The sequence below is a fragment of the Pseudomonas fluorescens genome (assembly GCF_900636825.1).
In the GTDB taxonomy this organism is placed as follows: domain Bacteria; phylum Pseudomonadota; class Gammaproteobacteria; order Pseudomonadales; family Pseudomonadaceae; genus Aquipseudomonas; species Aquipseudomonas fluorescens_BG.
The window spans coordinates 1,866,693-1,886,774 of sequence record NZ_LR134318.1 but is presented as its reverse complement, the minus strand read 5'-3'; the positions used below and the strand labels follow the sequence as shown (position 1 = coordinate 1,886,774).

Below are 20,082 nucleotides of genomic sequence, written 5' to 3'. Positions count from 1 at the left end.
GGCTCAGAGACGTTCGATGATGGTGGCAATGCCCATGCCGCCGCCGACGCACAGCGTCGCCAGGCCATAGCGCAGGCGCCGGGCTTCCAGTTCATCGAGCAAGGTGCCGAGAATCGCGCAACCGGTGGCGCCCAAGGGGTGACCCATGGCGATCGAACCGCCGTTGACGTTGACCTTGTCCGGGTCGACAGCCATGTCTTTAATGAACTTCAGCACCACCGAGGCGAACGCTTCGTTGACTTCGAACAGATCGATGTCTTCGACCCGCAGCCCGGCTTTGGCCAGCGCTTTGCGGGTGGCTGGCGCGGGGCCGGTGAGCATGATGGTCGGGTCGGTACTGGTTACCGCAGTGGCGACAATTCGCGCCCGTGGTTGCAAGCCCAGCGCGTGGCCCTTGGCTTCGGAGCCGATCAGCATCAGCGCGGCACCGTCGACGATCCCGGAACTGTTGCCCGGCGTGTGCACGTGACTGATCCGTTCCACATGGCTGTAAACCCGCAGCGCCGTGGCGTCGAAACCCATCTGGCCGATCATCTCGAAACTCGGCTTGAGCTTGCCCAAGCCTTCGAGGGTCGATTCGGCCCGAATGAACTCGTCATGATCAAGCAGGATGATGCCGTTCTGGTCCTGCACCGGCACCAGCGACTTGTTGAAGGAGCCATCGGCGCGTGCGCGCGCGGCTTTGCGCTGCGAATGCAAGGCGTAGGCGTCGACGTCGTGACGGCTGAAACCTTCGAGCGTGGCAATCAGGTCTGCGCCAACCCCCTGTGGAGTGAAATGACTGTGCAGGTTGGTCTGCGGATCCAGCGCCCAGGCGCCGCCATCGCTGCCCATTGGCACCCGCGACATCGACTCGACGCCGCCGACCACCACCAGGTCTTCAAAACCGGAGCGCACTTTCATCGCGCCAAGATTCACCGCCTCGAGGCCCGAAGCGCAGAAACGGTTGATCTGCAGGCCCGCCACGCTGACGTCCCAATCGGCCACTTGCACCGCTGTTTTGGCAATGTCCGAGCCCTGATCGCCAATCGGCGTTACACACCCGATCACCACATCATCAACCTGGCTGGTGTCCAGTGCCGTGCGCGCTTGCAGCGCGGTCAACAACCCCGCCAGCAGATTCACTGGCTTGACGCTGTGCAGAGCGCCATCCGCCTTGCCTCTGCCACGGGGTGTGCGTAGCGCATCGAAGATCAAAGCTTGGGTCATGACGTCCTCGAACCTGATTTATGGTGCCCTCACTGTCATGCGGCACAGGCTCGCGATCAATGACCACAGTGCTCAATGCGCTTGACCCTCGCGCTCAGACGGACGGTCATCAGACATCCGGTGAACCGGTTCAGGTCGCGGAGTTGTCTAGCCAGCGGCCCGCCAAAGAGCTGGCAATACGCCTCATGCTTTTTTCAAAGCTTTTTTCAAGCGCTCCATATGAAATGAATCTAAGCCAACGGTGACGCGGGCCCTAAGGTGAACATGTACGTCATCGTCGTCGGGTTTTGCCGAGACGGGCGTCTTTGAAAGAAATGCGGCAACAGGAAGTGCATCGCGGGCCGTCATGGATAAGCAGGCACGCATCAGGAAATAACAATAAAGGCGGTCAAGCCATGTTCAAACAACCGAAAGTTCGTCAAGCAGGACTCATTCTTTTCGCCACGACGCTGTTATTGATCTTGCCGAATCTGACCAAGGTCATCGGCTGATTCAAGCGCCGCGTGCTGCATATCGCCACTGAAAATGTGACTGGCCCGCTACCCGGGCCAGCGTGGCTGTGCCACCCTTTGCGCCTTTCCACGACATGGACGACGATCATTTGAAAGTGCTCATTGTGTTCGGTGCTCTGCTACTGAGCATGCCATCGTTTGCCGCACAACTGGATCTGCATTTGGGCGCAAACAGCCGCACCTGGCGGACCGAGGATTTGCTCAAGCACCCTCAGGTGCAAACCCTTACGATCAAGGATGATGTGTCTTACAAAAGGGACATGATCTATCGCGCCGTGCCTGTCGCCGCGCTGCTCACCGGGATCAAACCGCAGGATCATCTGCAAGCAGTGGCGCTGGACGGGTTTGCCGCAGAACTGGCCGCCGCACCCTTGCTCAGCCAACAAGGCGCCCGCGCCTGGCTGGCGATTGAGGATCCCGCTCAGCCATGGCCACCATTGTCTGAGGGCAAGCACAGTGCCGGGCCGTTCTATCTGGTCTGGACCGATCCGCACGCAGGCAATATCAGCCCGGAGCAATGGCCATTCGAGGTCGCCAGCATCAAGCTGATGGCGCCGGTGGCCGAGCGATTCCCTGCGCTGCTTCCCGATCCCGCTTTGAAATCCGACGATCCGGTGAACAAAGGCTTCGCGCTGTTTCAGAAAAACTGTCTGGCGTGTCACCGGTTGAACGGCGCAGGAGACGCCCAGTTCGGGCCGGATCTGAACATTCCGTACAACCCGACCGAATATTTCGGCGCGGATTTTCTCAAGCGCTACATTCGCGATCCGCAGAGTTTGCGTCAGTGGCCGCAGGCAAAGATGCCGGGGTTTTCGGCGCAGGTGCTGCCGGATGGCGATCTGGAAATGCTCGTCGGTTATCTGAAACACATGGCTGGGCGCAAGGTTAAGCCCTGACGCTTGCGCCCCACTCTGTAGGAGCTGTCGAGTGCAACGAGGCTGCGATCTTTTGATCTGCGGAATCAAGATCAAAAGATCGCAGCGTGCCGCAGCTCCTACAGGGATCGTGTTTACTGTTGTTGCACGGAAATCACCGGGGTGGGCGAGACGAATACCTTGGCGTGCATTTGTTCACACCCTCCGCCCCTGCGCATGCCGCGCACCGGGCAGGCATCCAGGTAATCCAGACCCACCGCCAGCTTCAAGTGTCGCTCAGGCCGCGCCAGTTGATTGGTTACGTCAAAGCTGTACCACGCGTCATCCAGCCACGCTTCCGCCCAGGCATGGCTGGCCAGATGTTCGCAATCTTCGCTGTACAAATAGCCCGACACATATCGCGACGGAATTCCGAGGCTGCGGGCGCACGCCAGAAACGCGTGGGCATGATCCTGGCAAACCCCAGCGCGCCCGGCGAAGGCGTCGGCGGCACAGGTGTCAACTTCGGTGGAACCCGGCTTGTAGGTCATGTGCTGATTCAAGCCATGCATCAGATCGATCAACGCCGTGCGATCACGCCGCTGCTTGCAGGATTTTTCCGCGAAGGCACGCAAGGCCTCATCCGCCTCGGTCAACCGGGTGAAGCGCAGGAACGGCAGCGCCGACTGGCTCTCGTGTTCAGCCTCGCGCAACTCATCGATATCGACCTGCCCGCGGGCGCCAATGATGATCGCTTCGTGGGGCTCGTCCATGGTCAGCACATGCAGGATATTGCCGAACGGATCGAGTTGCGCGCGTACCGGACGCGGCAGATCGAGTTGCCAGCTCAAGACGTGCTGGCGCTCGCTGTCGTGTGGCGTCAGCCGCAGATACTGGATGCTCGCCCGCACCTTGTCTTCGTAGTGATAGGTGGTCTCGTGGCTAATGGAAAGTCTCATGCAGCCTCCAGGTAAGAACTGTGTATGGCATTACCCAGCTGGCGCACCAGCGGGATGAATTCGGTCAGCCAGGCGTGCAGGCCTTCCTCGAGGATTTCATTTATGCCGGTGTAGCGCAGACGCGCGTCCATTTCCGCTGCCAGCCGTTGTGCCGGGCGGCCATTGGCACCGGGTAACTGCGCGAGAATCTGGTCGATCTCTTCGGTGCAGGCACGCAGAGAACGCGGTACATCGGCGCGCAACAACAGCAGTTCGGCCACATGCCGGGCGCCGGGGGCATCGCGGTAGATTTCGGTGTAAGCCTCGAACGACGACAACGCACGCAACAGCGCGCTCCACTGGTAATAGGCGTGGGCTGTACCGTCGCTCACCGCTTCGGCCTGATCGCCGGCCATTTCGTAACGGGCGTCGAGCAGACGCAGCGTGTTGTCCGCCCGCTCGATAAAGGTGCCGAGACGAATGAAACGAAACGCGTCGTTACGCATGATCGTGCCGTAGGAGGCGCCCCGAAACAGGTGCGAACGCTCCTTGATCCATTCGCAGAAACGGCTCATGCCGTAGCGACTGAGGCCCTGCTCGGCGATCCCGCGAATTTCCAGCCAGGTCGCGTTGATGTTTTCCCACATGTCCGCGGTGATACGCCCGCGTACCGCATGGGCGCTGGCTCGCGCCGCACCCAGGCAACTGTAAATGCTCGCCGGATTGGCCGCATCAAGGGCAAAAAAGTGCAGCAAGCGTTCAGCGTGCAGGGCGCCGTGGCGCTCAAGATAATCCTCGAGGGTGCCGGTGATCAGCAGCGGCATGGCCAATTCGTGCAGGCCATCGCCGCGACCGTCCTGCGGCATCAGCGACAGCGAATAACTGATGTCGAGCATCCGTGCGAGGTTTTCCGCCCGCTCCAGGTAACGCGACATCCAGTACAGATCCGAGGCAGTTCTACTTAACATGGCAAGCTTCCTTCAATCCTCGACCACCCAGGTGTCCTTGGTTCCGCCGCCCTGGGAGGAGTTCACCACCAGAGAGCCTTCGCGCAACGCCACACGAGTCAAACCACCGGGCACGACCCGCGTTTCGCGCCCGGACAAGACAAACGGACGCAAGTCGATGTGACGCGGCGCGATACCGTTTTCGACAAATGTCGGACATGTCGACAGCGACAACGTCGGCTGCGCGATGTAAGCGTGGGGCTTGGCCTTGATGCGCTCGCGGAACGCATCGATTTCCGCTGTCGTCGACGCGGGCCCGACCAGCATCCCGTAGCCCCCGGAGCCCTGAGTCTCCTTGACCACCAGATCTGGCAGATTGGCCAGCACATGGGAAAGCTCAGACGGGTTGCGGCATTGCCAGGTCGGCACGTTCTTGAGAATCGGTTCTTCGTCGAGGTAGAAACGGATCATGTCAGTGACAAACGGATACACCGATTTGTCATCGGCCACGCCGGTACCGATTGCGTTGGCCAAGACCACATTGCCGGAACGATAGGACGACAGCAGCCCCGGCACACCAAGCATGGAGTCTGGATTGAACGCCAATGGATCGAGAAACGCATCGTCGAGACGGCGATAGATCACATCGACCGCTTTCGGGCCATCGGTGGTGCGCATGAAGACTTTGTCGTCCCGCACGAACAGATCCGCGCCTTCGACCAGTTCCACGCCCATTTCCCGCGCGAGAAACGCGTGTTCGAAAAACGCACTGTTGAAGCGCCCCGGCGTGAGCACGACCACGCTCGGATTGTCGATCGGGCTGGAGCTTTTCAGGGTGTCGAGCAACAGGTTCGGGTAGTGATCGATTGGCGCAATGCGCTGAGCGGCGAACAGCTCGGGGAACAGGCGCATCATCATCTTGCGGTCTTCGAGCATGTAGCTCACGCCGCTCGGGGTGCGCAAATTATCTTCCAGTACGTAATAGGTGCCGTCGCCGTCGCGCACCAGATCGACGCCGGAGATATGCGAATAGATATCGCGGTGCAAATCCAGGCCTTGCATCGCCAGCTGATATTGCTCGTTGGCCAGCACCTGCTCGGCGGGAATGATCCCGGCCTTGATGATGCGCTGCTCGTGATACAGGTCGGCGAGAAACATGTTCAGCGCCTTGACCCGCTGGATGCAGCCGCGCTCGACAATCCGCCATTCGCTGGCAGGAATGCTCCGCGGAATGGTGTCGAACGGGATCAGGCGTTCGGTGCCCTGCTCGTCTCCGTAAAGCGTGAAAGTAATCCCGGCACGATGGAACAGCAGATCGGCCTCGCGTCGCCGTTGGGCCAGCAACTCGTCGGGCGTGTCGGCCAGCCATCGGGCGAACTCCCGATAATGCGGGCGAACCTGGCCGCCAGCATCGTACATCTCGTCAAAATAGGTGCGGATCATGCCGTACTCCTTGTCACTCCGGACATACAGGCCTTCGCAAGGCCCGTGCCATCGGCATAAACGCTTTGATTTCAATCGGTTGTATATCCACGTCGCAGGCAGCGCACCATTCCTGTGCGGCAAATGCCCCGACCCGATTGCCCCCGCTTCATTGCGACGCACTGCATCGCCTATCACCAGCATAGTCAGAGTTGATTTCACTGCCCGGCGCTGGCTGCGGATAATCCGCGCATCCGCTGCGAAATTGCGCTGGCCACAGCGCTGCGAAGTCTCCAGCCCATCCGATCTGCAATGCCTTGGCAGCCCCGGCCTACGGGGTTTTCATCACGTTATCCGCATTCCCTTTTAGCCACCCTCTCCGGTGGCTTTTTTTTGTTTTTTTGAAATGTTTTGAATGCAAAAGCAAAAGATCGCAGCTTCCGGCTGCTCCTATACCGATTAGGTGCAGGAGCTGCCGAAGGCTGCGATCTTTTGATCTTCTATCTATAAAATTCAATTCAACCGGTGGCGGCTACGCACCTCCTGTTTCACGCCCCACCCTTCGATTATTCCGCCCAAGGGCTCAACCACCGCCGAAAAGCCCTGTTCAAAGTCGCCGATATCGTCATACGTCGCGTACATCACTTTGCTTAATTCCAGTGCCCACGCACCGTCATCACGCGCACTGACCTGAGCGTTGATGGATTCACCACGAAATTTGCCTGCGGCCCTGCGCGCCCGCTCCTCGTCCGGGAAAATCGCGTAGAACTCGATGGGATGGAACCGGGAAAAATCGAAACCGCCTTCTTTCATGCGGCGCAGAACGTTGCTGCTGATGTCTTCTTGATAGGCTGTGCTCATGAATCGTCCCCCTCGGATAGATGGATAGACTTTCCGTATTCCCGCCCCGGGCCTTTCGACCTAAGTACTACGGCAACGTGGTTGCGCGCGGGAAACAAGCATGTAGCTGACAAGACCAGACCTTAGCGATCCATTCGCTGATCTCGCTTGCAGAGTAGCCCCAAGATAGAGCTGCTGCCAAGGCCTGGTTTGATGAGATGACAGGAAGTGTCAGATGGGTGTGATGCTGCGGATTTCAATGCCGTTCTGGGTCTTGAGGTTTTTCACCCCGGCATCGGCGGTGCGCCCTTCAAGATCGTTCAGATCCAGTTGAGCGGCGACCGGAAGAAGCCGCTCCTTGATAAGCCGCGCGGCTTCATCATCGGACGGGCATTCCTCACGTTCGAAGACTTCTTCAACAATTTCACCGTGATCATCCACGAAAGTGACTTTCCACTTTTGCATCAGTGCCTCCTCGATCAACCCGTAAATGGGCTTACCAATATCTCGACTTTTTTTCGCGATAGTTGGTTCAAAAGGATTACAGCGAGTACGGACAAAACACCATGCACTGTAGGAGCTGCCGGAGGCTGCGATCTTTGGGACGCAGAGCGTGGGAACGATCAAATCAACAGATCGCAGCCTTCGGCAACTCCTACATCAGGTTCAGTGTCAGTCGTTGCTTGGCTTGTTGATCGCCTGCAATACGTATTGCGGCAAGGCGAACGCGCCGAGGTGGATTTCCGGGTTGTAGTAGCGGGTGACGATACCGCTGCCGATGAAGCGCTGTTGCAGGGTTTCGCGGCTCAGCTTGCGGTAGGCCGGGTTGGTCGAGCCCCAGGCGAAGGTCATCGAGCCGCCAATGTAGGTCGGCACGGCGGCCTGATAGAAGTGCCAGTCCGGGAACAGGCTGCGCAAGCGGCCGGCGGTGGTTTTGACTTCATCGATCTGCATGAACGGCGTGCCGTTCTGGGTCACAAGGATCCCGCCTTCGTTCAGGCAACGGTGACAGGCCTGGTAGAAGTTTTCCGAGAACAGCACTTCGCCCGGACCGATCGGGTCGGTGGAATCGGAGATGATCACGTCGAATTTTTCAGTGGTGGTGGCGACGAAACGCATACCGTCGTCGATCACCAGGTTCAGGCGTGGATCTTCATAGGCGCCCGCGGAATGGTTCGGCAGGAACTCCTTGCACATGTCGACCACAGTACCGTCGATCTCGACCATGGTGATGTGTTCGACGCCGGCGTGCTTGCTGACTTCGCGCAGCATGCCGCCGTCGCCGCCGCCGATGATCAGCACGCGCTTGGCGCTGCCGTGGGCGAGGATCGGCACGTGGGTGAGCATTTCGTGATAGATGAACTCGTCGGCTTCGGTGGTCTGGATCACCCCGTCCAGCGCCATCACGCGGCCCATGCGCGGGTTCTGGAAGATCACCAGATGCTGATGTTCGGTGCGCACTTCGTGCAGCAGTTTTTCCATGCGAAAACGCTGGCCGTAGCCTTCGTAGAGGGTTTCCAGGTATTCGCTGGTTTTGGTGACGGTCATGGTGAAGTGCTCCGATAAATGCGCGGGCGTCAATCGTGGCGACGATTGCCCGGGAAAGGCGCGCATTCTACGTTGCCGAAGATGACAGGTCGAACCTCACAACCATAATCCCTGTAGGAGCTGCCGCAGGCTGCGATCTTTTGATCTTGTTTTTTTTACAATCAACATCAAAAGATCGCAGCCTGCGGCAGCTCCTACATGGGTGCGGTCAGATGCGGACATTGCCCCGCGGTCCGGCAATCGCCCAGATGATCAGGCCCAGCACCGGCAGGAGGATGATCAGCAGCACCCAGACGATTTTCATCCCGGTGGATGCGCCGCTTTTCAGCACCTTGATGATCGCCCAGATATCGAGCGCAAGGATAATCAGGCCGATCAGACCGTTGAACGTGGAACCCATGGTGTCGCTCCAGAATAGTGGCATGCACTTTTAGGATAGACGGTCACGCGCAGGGTTCCCTTTTATTGCGATCAGACGTGAACGGCGACCTTCAAGGCTTCCAGCGCGGGCGCGGCGGCGATGCCGACTTCAGCGCACAACTCAAGGACCCGCGGTACGTCGTTGCCGTAGACCAGCACCATTTGCAGCTCGTCGTCGAGCAACTGGCTGAAGTTCACCAGCGTGTAGCCGCCGTTTTCCTTGTTCAGGCTGCTCATCTGCACCTGAATGCGGTTGAGCGCGGTCAGCGCTTCGGTCTTGGCCAGTTGCTTGGGCTTGAGATTGAAGTCCACCGTCGGGCCGAACGAGGCGACGATCTGGGCGAACAGGTCAACATAAGTGTCGGCCTGGAACAACACGGTGTCCGGCAAGCTGCCGACCACGACCCACTCACCCAACGGAATCGGGAAAGTGTCGTCGTAGTTGATGTCCGGGTTGGCTGCCAGAAAGGCGTCGGCATCGGCGTAAGCCTGCGCCGCTTCATCGGCCACCTTCAGGATCTCGTCCTCGCCCATGCAGCCGGAGCTGATTTTGCTGATGAGTTCGACGAGTGCGGCTTTCATGAGGGCGAATCCTGTGGCGGTAGATTTTGAGGGCGCGAAGCATAGCGCATTCTTCAGCACGCCAAACACCCGTGGCGAGGGAGCTTGCTCCCGCTGGGCTGCGTAGCGGCCCCAAAAAAAACCGAGGAGCCGCCATTTTTGCCAGCGCTGCGCGCTGGAGCGGGAGCAAGCTCCCTCGCCACGTATTGCGTCCGTCTTCAAGCCAACAATTTTTCCAGCTGCGCCGTGGTGTCGACCGCGCCCATCGTGCGAGCCGCGTCGAGCGCCGTGACGCCGTTGGCGTCCTTGGCTCTGGGGTCAGCGCCCTGACTGATCAGGTAATCAACGATTTCAACCCGGTTGAACATCGCCGCCATCATCAGCGCAGTGCGGCCATCGAACGACGAACCTTCGAGCTCGGCGCCCGCCTCGACCAGCGCCTTGACCACCGCCAGATCGCCCTTGAACGCCGCGCCGGCAATCGGGCTCTGGCCGTTGCCATTGCGCATTTCCGGATCGGCCTTGTGTTTAAGCAAAACCTTTACCGCATCGATATGGCCGTAGTAGCTGGCGAGCATCAGCAAGGTATCGCCTTTGCTGTTTTTCAGATTCACGGGCAGACCGGCCGTCACCAGGCGATCAAGCATCTCGGCATCACCGTCGCGCGCCTTGTTGAAAACCTGCTCGGTAAATTCGGCAGCTTCCTCAGGGGTCATCTGGCGGCTTTGATCGGACATTAGGCAACTCCATTTTCGGTCAATCGGAAAGCCGACAGTTTCCCGAGCGCGCCCCGCGCTGTCACCCCCTTTTTCTCACGTTCGGTCATAGCCAGAATCAATAACGGTATTTGCCTCGATGAATGTCAGCCAGTACCTCATCGGTGATCTGGACGTAGGTCTCGCTGCCCGGCAACCAGGCGAAGATCGGATCATCGCCCGTCTGGCCGGGGTCGAAACCCTCGTTTTTAAGCCGCGTTTTCTGGTACTTGAAGGTGCCAGTGGTCTCCATCTTCACCTTCACCCGCAAAAACAGCGGCACGGCATATGCGGGCATGCGCTGGCGGGTGAAACTCAACAACTCGGCAAAATCCAGGGTCGCCAACGATTCCGCCGGGGTGATGGCGGCCATGCCGGCGCGGCCGTTGGTCTCAGGGATTTCCACGCCATAGGCCACGGCTTCGGAGATCAGCGGATGCTGCAGCAGTAGATTTTCGACTTCGGTGGTCGAGACGTTCTCGCCTTTCCAACGGTAGGTATCGCCGAGGCGATCAACAAACTGTGCGTGACCGAAACCGATGTTGCGCAGCAGGTCTCCGGTGTTGAAGAAACGGTCGCCTTTGCTAAACACATCGTGAAAAACCACCCTGGCGGTTTTCTGTGGATCCGTATAGCCGTCCAGCGGCGCTTTCTCGTCGATCCGCGCCAACAACAGGCCTTGTTCGCCTTTGCCGACCTTGCGCATGAAGCCATCGTCGCTGCGCAGCGGTTCGCCGCTGTCGTGATCGTAGGCCACCAGCTCCCAGGCCATCAGCGAGAACCCGATGGTGTTGTCAAAATTGAGCACGTTGGTGAAACCGATATTGCCGTCGCTGGCCGCGTACAGCTCACAGACATGCTCGACGGCAAAGCGCGTCTTGAACTGCGCCCAGGCACCGGGGCGCAGGCCATTGCCGATCATCTTGCGCACGTCGTGACGGCTGTCGTCGGCGCTGATCGGCTGATCGACCAGGTAGCGGCACAGTTCTCCGACATAACCGATGGTGGTCGCGCGATAGCGGCGCACGTCATTCCAGAACTGGCTGGCGCTGAATTTCCGGCGGATGGCGAAACCCGAAGCGCCATTGATCGCCGAGCCCCAGCACACGCACAGACCGGTCGCGTGGTAGAGCGGCAACGTGCAATAGACGACGTCATCGGGGCGCATATCGAGAGCAATCATGCCGAAGCTGGCCGAACTGCGCATCCAGCGGCCATGCTTGAACACACCGGCCTTGGGCAACCCGGTGGTGCCAGAGGTGTAAATGTAGAAACACGGGTCGTTGAAAAACACCTGGCGGCTGCTCGGCGGGTTAGCGCTGCAAGCGTCGGCACTGGCGCTGATCAGATTGACGTAGCCCTCGGGCGCAATGCCTGGGTGGTTATAAGTGTCCTGATCGGCGACAAACCAGGTGCGCTGCGGCGTGATTGAAACCTGATCACGCACGCCGGCGTAAGCCGTGGTCAGCTCTTCACCAACGACTATGGCCACTGGCGCCACGAGGTTGATGCTGTGGATCAGCGTGTCGCGCATCAACGAGGTGTTGAGCAGCGCACTGACCGCGCCAACCTTGGCCAGCGCCAGAATCGTCACCAGCAGTTCCGGACGGTTCTCGATAAACACCGCAACCACGTCACCCTTGCCGATGCCCTGTTCGCTCAGACAATGGGCGATACGATTTGCCCACTGGTTGACCTGTGCGTAAGTCAGTGACACATCGCCCTGCAGCAAGGCCACGCCGTCAGGGTTGCGCAGGGTCGCTTGTTCGAACGTCCAGCCCAAGCCACAGGTTTGCGTCGGATCCGTGACGTTGGCCACTTTCATGCCTTTGACCACACGCGGAATGGCCCTGGCAATCGTCGGCAGTTTGCGGAGCATCATGCCCCAGGTAATCGTGTCGCTTGGTGCATGACGCATGGAAGCTCCCCGTTCGACCTTGACGTGCAGATCGCTGTTCTTGTTATCGGGTACTGGCTTGGATGACCGAATGCTTTACGCCGCGGTCGAGAAGGAAAGTACGTCAGCGCTTCGGCGCCTGTACACGCGGTTTTTGCAATGATTTGTATCCCGTAGCGCGAACGACGCGGCGAGTGATTCTGGTACGGACGTTTGGTTCCGTAGGTCAGGCAAAAATCACGCAAAATGCAGGATGCACGATGGCCATTCATGCAGATTGCACGACGCCTGCAAAATGCAACGCTTTCAACTTATTGATTTATAAGGGTTTTAATTCATATCAATACTGGCACAATCGCTGCAACTACCTCCGCATGCTTGCCATTCAAGTACATACGGAGCTGATGACATGAGCCTGATTCAAGAAAAATTTACATCGCTGTTCTCCAACTACGAAGTCAGCACTGCGCCACGTCCTGACGGTGGCATTCTTCTGACTCTGCGTAGCAGCGACGGCAAAGTGTTCAAGCGCGCACTCTCGTATCAGCAACTGCATGCGGGTGACCAACTGTCGTGGGCGATCAGCGCGATCCGCCGTGACCTGGCCGAACAGGCTAGCGAGTTGCCGCAAATTGCCATGCTGCAGAGCCAGCAGCGTTTTGCCCTGCCGACGTATCACTCGCTTTAATCTGTATTAAACAAAACAGGCCGTGGAGCATGTGCTTCACGGCCTGTTTTATTTGTGTGTAGGAGCTGCGGCACGCTGCGATCCTTTTGATTCTCACAGTATTAAAAGATCGCAGCCTCGTTTTACTCGTCAGCTCCTACAGGGGATCGGTTTTTTCAGAACGCTTCCGGTTCGATGGCGGTGAAGCTGTTGACGGTGACATGCCCGCCCAGTTCCCCGCCTTCGCGGGCCAGACCGCAGGTTTTCAGGCCGGCGGATTGGGCGGCATCGAGTTCTTCGACGATGTCCGAAAGAAACAGGATGTCCTCCGCTTCAACGCCAATCGCCTGCTGGATAGTGCGGTACGACTGCGCCTCGCGCTTGGGGCCCGACGTGGTGTCGAAATAGCCGTTGAACAGCGGCGTCAGATCGCCCGCCTCCGAGCAGCCGAATATGAGCTTCTGTGCCTGTATCGAACCCGACGAATACACAAACTGTTGATAACCGGAGGCATGCCAACGTCGCAGCGCTTCAACGGCGTCCGGGTAAACGTGCCCTTTCAATTGTCCGGCCTCATAACCCTGCGCCCAGACCATGCCTTGCAAAGCCTTGAGCGGCGTGGCCTTGCGGTCTTCGGCAATCCAGCTCAACAGGATGTTCACCACCCGATCGACGTCGGCGTGCGGCTCATTGCTTTCATAACGTACCGCGTCGAGTTGCTCAGCGACATCGGCACGCGCGGCGTTGGTCCGAACAAAATCCGGCAGATGTTTGGCCGCGTAAGGAAACAACACGTCGAAGACGAAACTCACCGCACTGGTGGTGCCTTCGATGTCGGTGAGGATAACTTTGATCGCCACGGTTCAGTCCTCCAGACGCGGGAAACGACCGGCAATGTCTTCGCCGGTGAAATTGGCAACCCAGCCTTCGGGGTTGTTGAACAGACGGATCGCCACGAAATGCGGATGCTCGCCCATGTCGAACCAATGCTTGGTGCCGGCCGGCACCGAGATCAGATCGTTCTTTTCGCAGAGTACGGCGTAGACATAATCGTCGATGTGTAAAGTAAACAGCCCACGGCCGGCGACGAAAAATCTGACTTCGTCCTCGCCATGGCGATGTTCTTCAAGGAATTTGGCGCGCAATTCGGCTTTTTGCGGGTGATCGCTGTTCAGGCTGATGACGTCAACGGTGACGTAGCCGCGCTCGGTCATGAGCTTGTCGATCTGCTCCTGGTAAGCGCTGATGACTTCTTCCTGGGTGGCGCCGGGCTGAATCTTCGCGGCCGCTTGCCAGCGGTCAAAGCGCACGCCCTGTTCGGCCAGGGTCGAAGCGATGTCTTCGAAATGGGTCAGCACCTTGTTGGGAATTTCAGGGCTTTCAACGTGGTAAACGGACAGGCTGCTCATGGGGCAATTCCTCGGTATCGGCCTTGCCGTCCGGTTCTTGCAGACCGGTCGGGCACAGCATTTTCATCAGGCATATGGGCGGCTTCTGGTGAAGTCAGCCTTGGCGGTTCATGACGCTGCGGGTTTTCAGCTCGCATTCGAACAGAAATTCAAAGGCCTCGATCTGCCGCAGCGCATCGTTCATCTGCGCGCCCCAAGTGTAGAGGCCGTGGCCGCGAATCAGGTAACCGACGCAATCGGGATGGGCGTCGAGCCACGGCTGCACCTTGGCGGCGAGGCGCGCGATATCCTGATCGTTGTCGAAAATCGGCACGCGTACCCGCGATTCATGGGTCGAAATGCCGCTGAAGGCCTTTTGCAGTTCGTAGTCTTCGAACTCGATAAAATCCGCCGGGGTCAGGCGCGACAGCACCGTGGCATTGACTGAATGGGTATGCAGCACCGCGCCGATTTCCGCGCGCCAGCGGTAAAGCTGAGTGTGCAACAGGGTTTCGGCGGACGGTTTTTTGCCCGGTTCCAGGCTGTTGCCGGACAGGTCGGTGGCGAGCACATCGTCCAGCCCCAACTGCCCCTTGTGCTTGCCTGACACCGTCAGCAACGCTTCGCTCGGCGACAGGCGCGTCGAATAATTGCTGCTGGTGGCCGGCGACCAGCCGCGACCATAAAGGAAGCGCCCGGCGTCGACGATTTGCTGGGCGAGTTGTTCACGCGTAAGGCTCATGGCCTGTCCTCTTGCATACGGGTGGCAATGATAACGGCAGCCGCGAGCGCTGCGAGGCTGGCAATACTAAAGGTCAATGGCGCGCCAAGCGCGTTCCAACTGTAACCGGAATACAACGCGCCCAGCGCACCGCCGGTGCCGGCCAGTGCGGCATATAGCGCCTGGCCCTGCCCTTGCTGGCGAGCGCCGAAGCTGCGCTGCACGAATGCGATCGCTGCGGCGTGGAAACTGCCGAAGGTCGCCGCGTGGAGAATCTGCGCAAACAGCAGCACCCAGAGGAATTCTGCGAGCGAACCGAGCAGCAACCAGCGCAGCGCCGCCAGCAGGAAACTCGCCAGCAGCACGCGGCGCAGGGAAAACCGCGCGAGAATCCGGCTCATCGCCATGAACATCAGCACTTCTGCCACGACCCCCACGGCCCAGAGCATGCCGATGGTGCCGCGACTGTAGCCGAGGCGCTCAAGGTGCAAAGTCAGAAAGGTGTAATACGGGCCGTGGCTCATCTGCATCAGCGCCACGCTGCCATAAAACGCCAGCACGCCGGGACTGCGCAGTTGCTTGAGGAAGCCGTCGCCATTCGGCCGCGTGCCTTGCGGTGGCTGTGCGTTCGGCACCCACAGACTGCTGAGCACGATGCCGGCCATGATCAGCACCAGCGCGACGGGATAGATATCGAGGCTCAGCCATTCGAACAGACGGCCCAGCGCAACCACGGTGATGATGAAACCGATCGAGCCCCACAGGCGAATCTGACTGTAGCGCGATGTCTGGCCCTGCAAATGCGCCAAGGTGATGACTTCGAACTGCGGCAGCACCGCGTGCCAGAAGAACGCATGCAACGCCATGACCATCGCCAGCCAGGCGTAGGTTTTGCTGACGAATATCAGCGCAAACGTCAGCAGCGTGCACACCGCACCGAAGCGCACGATGGCCAGCCGCCTGCCAGTGTAATCACCCAGCCAGCCCCAGATGTTCGGCGCCACGCAGCGCATCAGCATCGGGATCGCCACCAGCTCGCCGATGCGCGCGGCGCTGAAGCCAAGGTGGTCGAAATACAGCGCCAGAAACGGCGCTGTCGAACCAAGCAAGGCGAAATAGAACAGATAGAAACTGGACAGTCGCCAGTAAGGGAGCGCCGCCACGCCAGTTATGCCGCGACGGCGATAAAGGCAGCCATCAGAGCTGACCCAGCACCGGCGTGCTCACGCGCACATCGACGTTCTGCCCGCGATGACGCAGCAGGTGATCCATCAGCACAATGGCCATCATCGCTTCGGCAATCGGCGTGGCGCGGATGCCGACGCACGGGTCATGACGGCCCTTGGTGATGACGTCGACCGGGTTGCCATCGACATCGATCGAACGGCCCGGGGTGGTAATGCTCGACGTCGGTTTCAGCGCCAGATGCGCAACGATCGGCTGACCGGAGGAAATGCCGCCAAGGATGCCGCCGGCGTTGTTGGTGAGGAAACCTTCCGGGGTCATTTCATCGCGATGCTCGGTGCCGCGCTGCGCGACCGAGGCAAAACCGGCGCCGATTTCCACGCCCTTGACTGCGTTGATGCTCATCAGCGCGTGGGCCAGTTCCGCGTCGAGGCGGTCGAAAATCGGCTCGCCGAGGCCGGGCATCACGCCTTCGGCAACGACGGTGATCTTTGCTCCGACCGAGTCCTGATCGCGACGCAACTGATCCATGTAGGCTTCCAGCTCAGGGACTTTGTCTGGATCTGCACTGAAGAACGCATTCTGCTCCACCGAATCCCAGGTCTTGAACGGGATTTCGATCGGGCCGAGCTGGCTCATGTAGCCACGAATGACGATGCCCTGGCTGGCCAGATATTTCTTCGCAATCGCACCGGCGGCCACCCGCATCGCGGTTTCGCGCGCCGAACTGCGGCCACCGCCACGGTAGTCGCGCTCGCCGTATTTGTGGTGGTAGGTGTAGTCGGCATGGGCCGGGCGAAACAGATCCTTGATCGCCGAGTAATCTTTGGACTTCTGGTCGGTGTTGCGGATCAACAGGCCAATCGAGCAACCAGTGGTGCGCCCTTCAAACACGCCGGACAGTATTTCGACTTCATCCGCTTCCTGGCGCTGGGTGGTGTGGCGGCTGGTGCCGGGCTTGCGGCGATCGAGATCGCGCTGCAAGTCTTCAAGGGAAATCTCCAGGCCCGGCGGGCAGCCGTCGACAATGGCGACCAACGCCGGACCATGGCTTTCGCCAGCGGTGGTGACAGTGAACAACTTGCCGTAGGTATTGCCGGACATGCAGGACGCTCCGTGAAATCAAACCCGAATTCGTGATGCGCGCCAGTATACGCAGGCTAACCGAGTAGTTCATCCTCGAACCTTAGCGGTGCGGGTGAGTCCAACCGGCACCTTGGCAAATGATGGCGCGATGATGCTGCGAGTTTTGATCTTGAGTCTTACCCTCTTCACGGGCTTTGCCCAAGCGACGGTCCTACAACGCCCGGTAACTTTGGATACCGGTAGCGGCGAGCTTTTCGGCTCGTTGCTACTGCCAAAGTCCGACAGCCCGGTGCCCGTTGTCCTGATTATTTCTGGCTCCGGTCCTACCGATCGCGACGGCAACAACCCCGACGGCGGGCGCAACGACAGCCTGAAACGGCTGGCGTGGGTGCTGGCCAAACACAACATCGCCAGCGTGCGTTATGACAAGCGCGGGGTTGCGGCGAGTCTGCCGGCGACCCCGGACGAGCGTAATTTGTCAGTGGAAGCCTATGTGGCCGACGCTCAGGCCTGGGCGCGCAAGCTCAAGGCTGATCCGCGCTTCGGCCCGTTGATCCTGCTGGGCCACAGCGAAGGCGCAATGATTGCCACGCTGGCCGCGCCCGGCGTCGATGCCGCCGCGCTGATTTCCCTGTCCGGCAGCGCACGCCCGGTCGATCAGGTGATCCGCGAGCAACTGGCTCGCAGCCTGCCGCCGCCGTTGATGTTGCGCAGCAACCAATTGCTCGACAGCCTCAAGGCTGGCCATACCGATGCCGATGTGCCGCAGCCGTTGCAGGTGATTTTCCGCCCGAGCGTACAGCCGTACCTGATCTCGCTGTTCCGCCAGGATCCGGCGAAGGCGTTCGCGCAATTGAAGATTCCGGCACTGGTTGTTCAGGGCAGCAACGACATCCAGGTCGGCACCGAAGACGCGAAGTTGCTCAAGGCAGCCAAACCGGACGCGGAACTGGTGGTCATCGAAGGCATGAACCATGTGCTGCGCATCGTGCACAACGACATGAAGCGGCAGTTGGCTTCTTACAAGGATCCGAATTTGCCGCTGGCCGCCGAATTGGGCGCGGCGATCATCGATTTTATTGACGGACTTCGCGCCAGTTAACTGCGTTTTGCCCTCCAGTCTCGGCAAAAACGGCCGATAAGCCTTTGTCGCCAGCGCTATCGCTGGCGACAAGCAGGGCTTGGACAGGATCTCGCCGTTATGACTGATACTCAAACTTCACCCGACATCAGCGCTGAAAAAAACGCACCGCCAGCGGTCGAATTGCCGTGGGCGGATGTCCATGCCGAGCACACCAGGATGCTCCGCCTGGCCCCGTTGCAGACCGATCGACACACCGGCGGCCGGCCCTTGCGTTTCGTCGAATTCGGCTATGCCGAGCGCAACGCCAAGGATCGCAGCCTGCTACGCATGGCGATCAAGTTGCCCGGTCAGCGTGTGCGCAAGGAGCAGAATCACTTGGACGTGTGGGTCGATCACGCCGCCAAACGTGTGCATTTCGGCCCCGACAGCGGTTTGCAGATCGAACCGCTGAACCGTGGCATCGGCCGCTATATGGCTGCGCAAGGGATCAACTGGGCGAAAAAACGCTGGCCGACTTACACCGTCGACGCGATGGATCTGAACAACAAGGATGCCTTGAACGAAGACACCCGCCTGCGTCGCGATCATTTTTTGCGCGTGCATGGCTTTGAAGTCGCTTACGCTGATGCGCAGCATTTGAAAGGCAGCATCAAGGCTGTGCAAGTTGGCGATCTGCTCGGCGACTGGAACAGCGAAAAGCTGCAGATCGTCGAGATTCTGGAAGCGGCGCAGATGCTTCAGCAGGCTGAGCAGAATCTCGCCGAGCAGGAAGTGAAGCTGAAGAAGCAGGAAGAAAAAGTCAGCAAGTTCAAGCGCGAAGACGCCGGACTGCGCTTTACCATTACCTGTCTGGTGGCGTTCGCGGTGTTCCAGGCTGGGTTGTTGATCTGGATTGCTACGCACCGGTAGATCAAAAGATCGCAGCCTCCGGCAGCCCCTACAGGATGTACTCATTCCATTGTAGGAGCTGCCGAAGGCTGCGATCTTTTGCTCTAATCGTCTTCATGCTCTGCGTGGTAATGCAGACCAGGACGCTCTGCGACCGTTTAAGGTGTTAAACACGGGACGCGAACAAGGCCTGGTGGTTGCGGCACTGTTCAGCCGTCAACATGAACACACCATGCCCGCCACGCTCGAATTCCAGCCAGGCAAAATCAACCTCCGGGTACAACGCCTCGACGTGCACCTGGCTATTGCCCACTTCGACAATCAGCAAGCCCTTCTCGGTCAGATGATCGGCCGCTTCAGCGAGCATGCGGCGCACCAGATTCAAACCATCATCGCCACAGGCCAGGCCCAGCTCGGGCTCGTGCTGATATTCGTCCGGCATGTCGGCGAAATCTTCCGCGTCCACGTAAGGCGGGTTCGATACGATCAGGTCGAAACGCTGCCCCGGCAGGCCATCAAAACCATCGCCCTGCACCGTGTAAACGCGCGTATCGACGCCATGACGTTCAATGTTCCGGTTGGCCACTTCCAGCGCCGGGAACGACAGATCCGCCAACACCACTTCGGCGTTCTCGAACTCGTAAGCGCAGGCAATACCGATGCAACCGGAGCCGGTGCACAGATCGAGAATCCGCGCCGGCTCGTTGCCCAGCCACGGTGCGAAGCGGTTTTCGATCAGCTCGCCAATCGGTGAACGCGGGATCAACACGCGCTCGTCGACAATGAACGACATACCGCAGAACCACGCTTCGCCCAGCAGGTAAGCCGTGGGAATGCGTTCTTCGATGCGGCGCTTGAGCAGGCGCTGCAGGTTGACCAGTTCGTCGTCCTCCAACGCGCAGTCGAGATAGCTATCGGCGATTTCCCAAGGCAGGTGCAACGCTCCCAGCACAAGCTGCCGGGCTTCGTCCCAGGCATTGTCGGTGCCATGGCCGAAAAACAGATCCTCCCCATGGAAGCGGCTGACGGCCCAACGGATGTGGTCGCGCAGGGTACGAAGTCGGGAAGTGATCACGGCGTAGAACTCCAGAAAAAACGACTGGCGATTCTACCAGCCAAAACGCGCGACGACGACGCGGGAAAAACATCTCGCCAAGGGT

General features: G+C 59.4%; 21 protein-coding genes. 4 read left to right on the top strand and 17 right to left on the bottom strand.

Features of this window, described 5'->3' with window-relative positions; translation table 11 throughout:
* Positions 1-3: 3 nt before the first annotated feature.
* Positions 4-1,209, bottom strand: a complete 1,206-nt coding sequence (locus EL257_RS08675) for an acetyl-CoA C-acetyltransferase (RefSeq protein ID WP_126361683.1) — start codon at positions 1,207-1,209, stop codon at positions 4-6.
* Between the two features lie 586 nt (positions 1,210-1,795).
* Between EL257_RS08675 and EL257_RS08670 the strand changes: the two genes are divergently transcribed.
* Entirely contained in the window at positions 1,796-2,617 is an 822-nt protein-coding gene (locus EL257_RS08670) for a c-type cytochrome (RefSeq protein ID WP_126368033.1), read from the top strand.
* A gap of 113 nt (positions 2,618-2,730) precedes the next feature.
* Here the strand turns inward: EL257_RS08670 and EL257_RS08665 are convergent, their stop codons facing one another.
* The 10 genes from EL257_RS08665 to EL257_RS08620 all read right to left on the bottom strand — a co-directional run bounded on the left by EL257_RS08665 (position 2,731) and on the right by EL257_RS08620 (position 11,924).
* Positions 2,731-3,534, bottom strand: a complete 804-nt coding sequence (locus tag EL257_RS08665) for a transglutaminase family protein (RefSeq protein WP_126361681.1) — start codon at positions 3,532-3,534, stop codon at positions 2,731-2,733.
* Positions 3,531-4,481, bottom strand: coding sequence for an alpha-E domain-containing protein (locus tag EL257_RS08660; protein WP_126361679.1), 951 nt, complete (start codon positions 4,479-4,481; stop codon positions 3,531-3,533). Before EL257_RS08660 ends, EL257_RS08665 begins: the two co-directional genes overlap by 4 nt.
* A gap of 12 nt (positions 4,482-4,493) precedes the next feature.
* Positions 4,494-5,903: a circularly permuted type 2 ATP-grasp protein gene (locus EL257_RS08655; RefSeq protein ID WP_126361677.1), complete on the bottom strand. Its 1,410-nt coding sequence runs from the start codon at positions 5,901-5,903 to the stop codon at positions 4,494-4,496.
* A gap of 492 nt (positions 5,904-6,395) precedes the next feature.
* On the bottom strand, positions 6,396-6,743 hold the full coding sequence (locus EL257_RS08650; RefSeq protein ID WP_126361675.1) for a ribonuclease E inhibitor RraB: 348 nt from the start codon (positions 6,741-6,743) through the stop codon (positions 6,396-6,398).
* Positions 6,744-6,953: 210 nt separating this feature from the next.
* Positions 6,954-7,187, bottom strand: a complete 234-nt coding sequence (locus EL257_RS08645; RefSeq protein WP_126361673.1) for a hypothetical protein — start codon at positions 7,185-7,187, stop codon at positions 6,954-6,956.
* A 207-nt stretch (positions 7,188-7,394) separates the two neighbouring features.
* Positions 7,395-8,270 (bottom strand): polyamine aminopropyltransferase, encoded by an 876-nt coding sequence (gene speE / locus EL257_RS08640; protein ID WP_126361671.1) that lies wholly within the window; start codon positions 8,268-8,270, stop codon positions 7,395-7,397.
* A 208-nt stretch (positions 8,271-8,478) separates the two neighbouring features.
* Positions 8,479-8,670 carry a PLDc N-terminal domain-containing protein gene (locus EL257_RS08635; protein ID WP_126361668.1) on the bottom strand — a complete coding sequence of 64 codons (192 nt, stop codon included), beginning with the start codon at positions 8,668-8,670 and terminating at the stop codon, positions 8,479-8,481.
* Positions 8,671-8,741: 71 nt separating this feature from the next.
* Positions 8,742-9,272 carry a hypothetical protein gene (locus EL257_RS08630; protein WP_126361666.1) on the bottom strand — a complete coding sequence of 177 codons (531 nt, stop codon included), beginning with the start codon at positions 9,270-9,272 and terminating at the stop codon, positions 8,742-8,744.
* Positions 9,273-9,469: 197 nt separating this feature from the next.
* The gene (locus EL257_RS08625) at positions 9,470-9,988 is read right to left on the bottom strand and encodes an ankyrin repeat domain-containing protein (RefSeq protein WP_126361664.1); all 519 of its coding nucleotides are present in this window, start codon (positions 9,986-9,988) and stop codon (positions 9,470-9,472) included.
* A gap of 97 nt (positions 9,989-10,085) precedes the next feature.
* Positions 10,086-11,924: a long-chain-acyl-CoA synthetase gene (locus EL257_RS08620; protein WP_126361662.1), complete on the bottom strand. Its 1,839-nt coding sequence runs from the start codon at positions 11,922-11,924 to the stop codon at positions 10,086-10,088.
* Positions 11,925-12,312: 388 nt separating this feature from the next.
* Here EL257_RS08620 and EL257_RS08615 point away from each other — a divergent pair, with 388 nt between their 5' ends.
* Positions 12,313-12,591 (top strand): DUF3509 domain-containing protein, encoded by a 279-nt coding sequence (locus tag EL257_RS08615; RefSeq protein WP_016773780.1) that lies wholly within the window; start codon positions 12,313-12,315, stop codon positions 12,589-12,591.
* A gap of 155 nt (positions 12,592-12,746) precedes the next feature.
* Here the strand turns inward: EL257_RS08615 and mtnC are convergent, their stop codons facing one another.
* The 5 genes from mtnC to aroC form a co-directional block, all read right to left on the bottom strand.
* On the bottom strand, positions 12,747-13,430 hold the full coding sequence (gene mtnC, locus EL257_RS08610; protein ID WP_126361660.1) for an acireductone synthase: 684 nt from the start codon (positions 13,428-13,430) through the stop codon (positions 12,747-12,749).
* Between the two features lie 3 nt (positions 13,431-13,433).
* On the bottom strand, positions 13,434-13,979 hold the full coding sequence (locus tag EL257_RS08605; RefSeq protein WP_126361658.1) for a 1,2-dihydroxy-3-keto-5-methylthiopentene dioxygenase: 546 nt from the start codon (positions 13,977-13,979) through the stop codon (positions 13,434-13,436).
* A 94-nt stretch (positions 13,980-14,073) separates the two neighbouring features.
* Positions 14,074-14,700, bottom strand: coding sequence for a methylthioribulose 1-phosphate dehydratase (locus EL257_RS08600; RefSeq protein ID WP_126361655.1), 627 nt, complete (start codon positions 14,698-14,700; stop codon positions 14,074-14,076).
* Positions 14,697-15,842, bottom strand: coding sequence for an MFS transporter (locus EL257_RS08595; RefSeq protein ID WP_126361652.1), 1,146 nt, complete (start codon positions 15,840-15,842; stop codon positions 14,697-14,699). The genes EL257_RS08600 and EL257_RS08595 overlap by 4 nt, the downstream gene beginning before the upstream one ends.
* Positions 15,843-15,876: 34 nt before the next feature.
* Positions 15,877-16,968 carry a chorismate synthase gene (gene aroC / locus EL257_RS08590; RefSeq protein ID WP_126361649.1) on the bottom strand — a complete coding sequence of 364 codons (1,092 nt, stop codon included), beginning with the start codon at positions 16,966-16,968 and terminating at the stop codon, positions 15,877-15,879.
* A gap of 130 nt (positions 16,969-17,098) precedes the next feature.
* On the opposite strand from aroC, the gene EL257_RS08585 reads away from it, so the two are divergent.
* Positions 17,099-18,052, top strand: a complete 954-nt coding sequence (locus EL257_RS08585) for an alpha/beta hydrolase (protein ID WP_126361646.1) — start codon at positions 17,099-17,101, stop codon at positions 18,050-18,052.
* Positions 18,053-18,151: 99 nt separating this feature from the next.
* Positions 18,152-18,943, top strand: coding sequence for a hypothetical protein (locus EL257_RS08580; RefSeq protein WP_126361643.1), 792 nt, complete (start codon positions 18,152-18,154; stop codon positions 18,941-18,943).
* A gap of 145 nt (positions 18,944-19,088) precedes the next feature.
* On the opposite strand, the gene prmB is transcribed toward EL257_RS08580, so the two are convergent.
* A complete protein-coding gene (gene prmB, locus EL257_RS08575) occupies positions 19,089-19,997 on the bottom strand; it encodes a 50S ribosomal protein L3 N(5)-glutamine methyltransferase (protein ID WP_126361640.1) in 909 nt (302 codons plus the stop codon).
* Between the last annotated feature and the right edge of the window lie 85 nt (positions 19,998-20,082).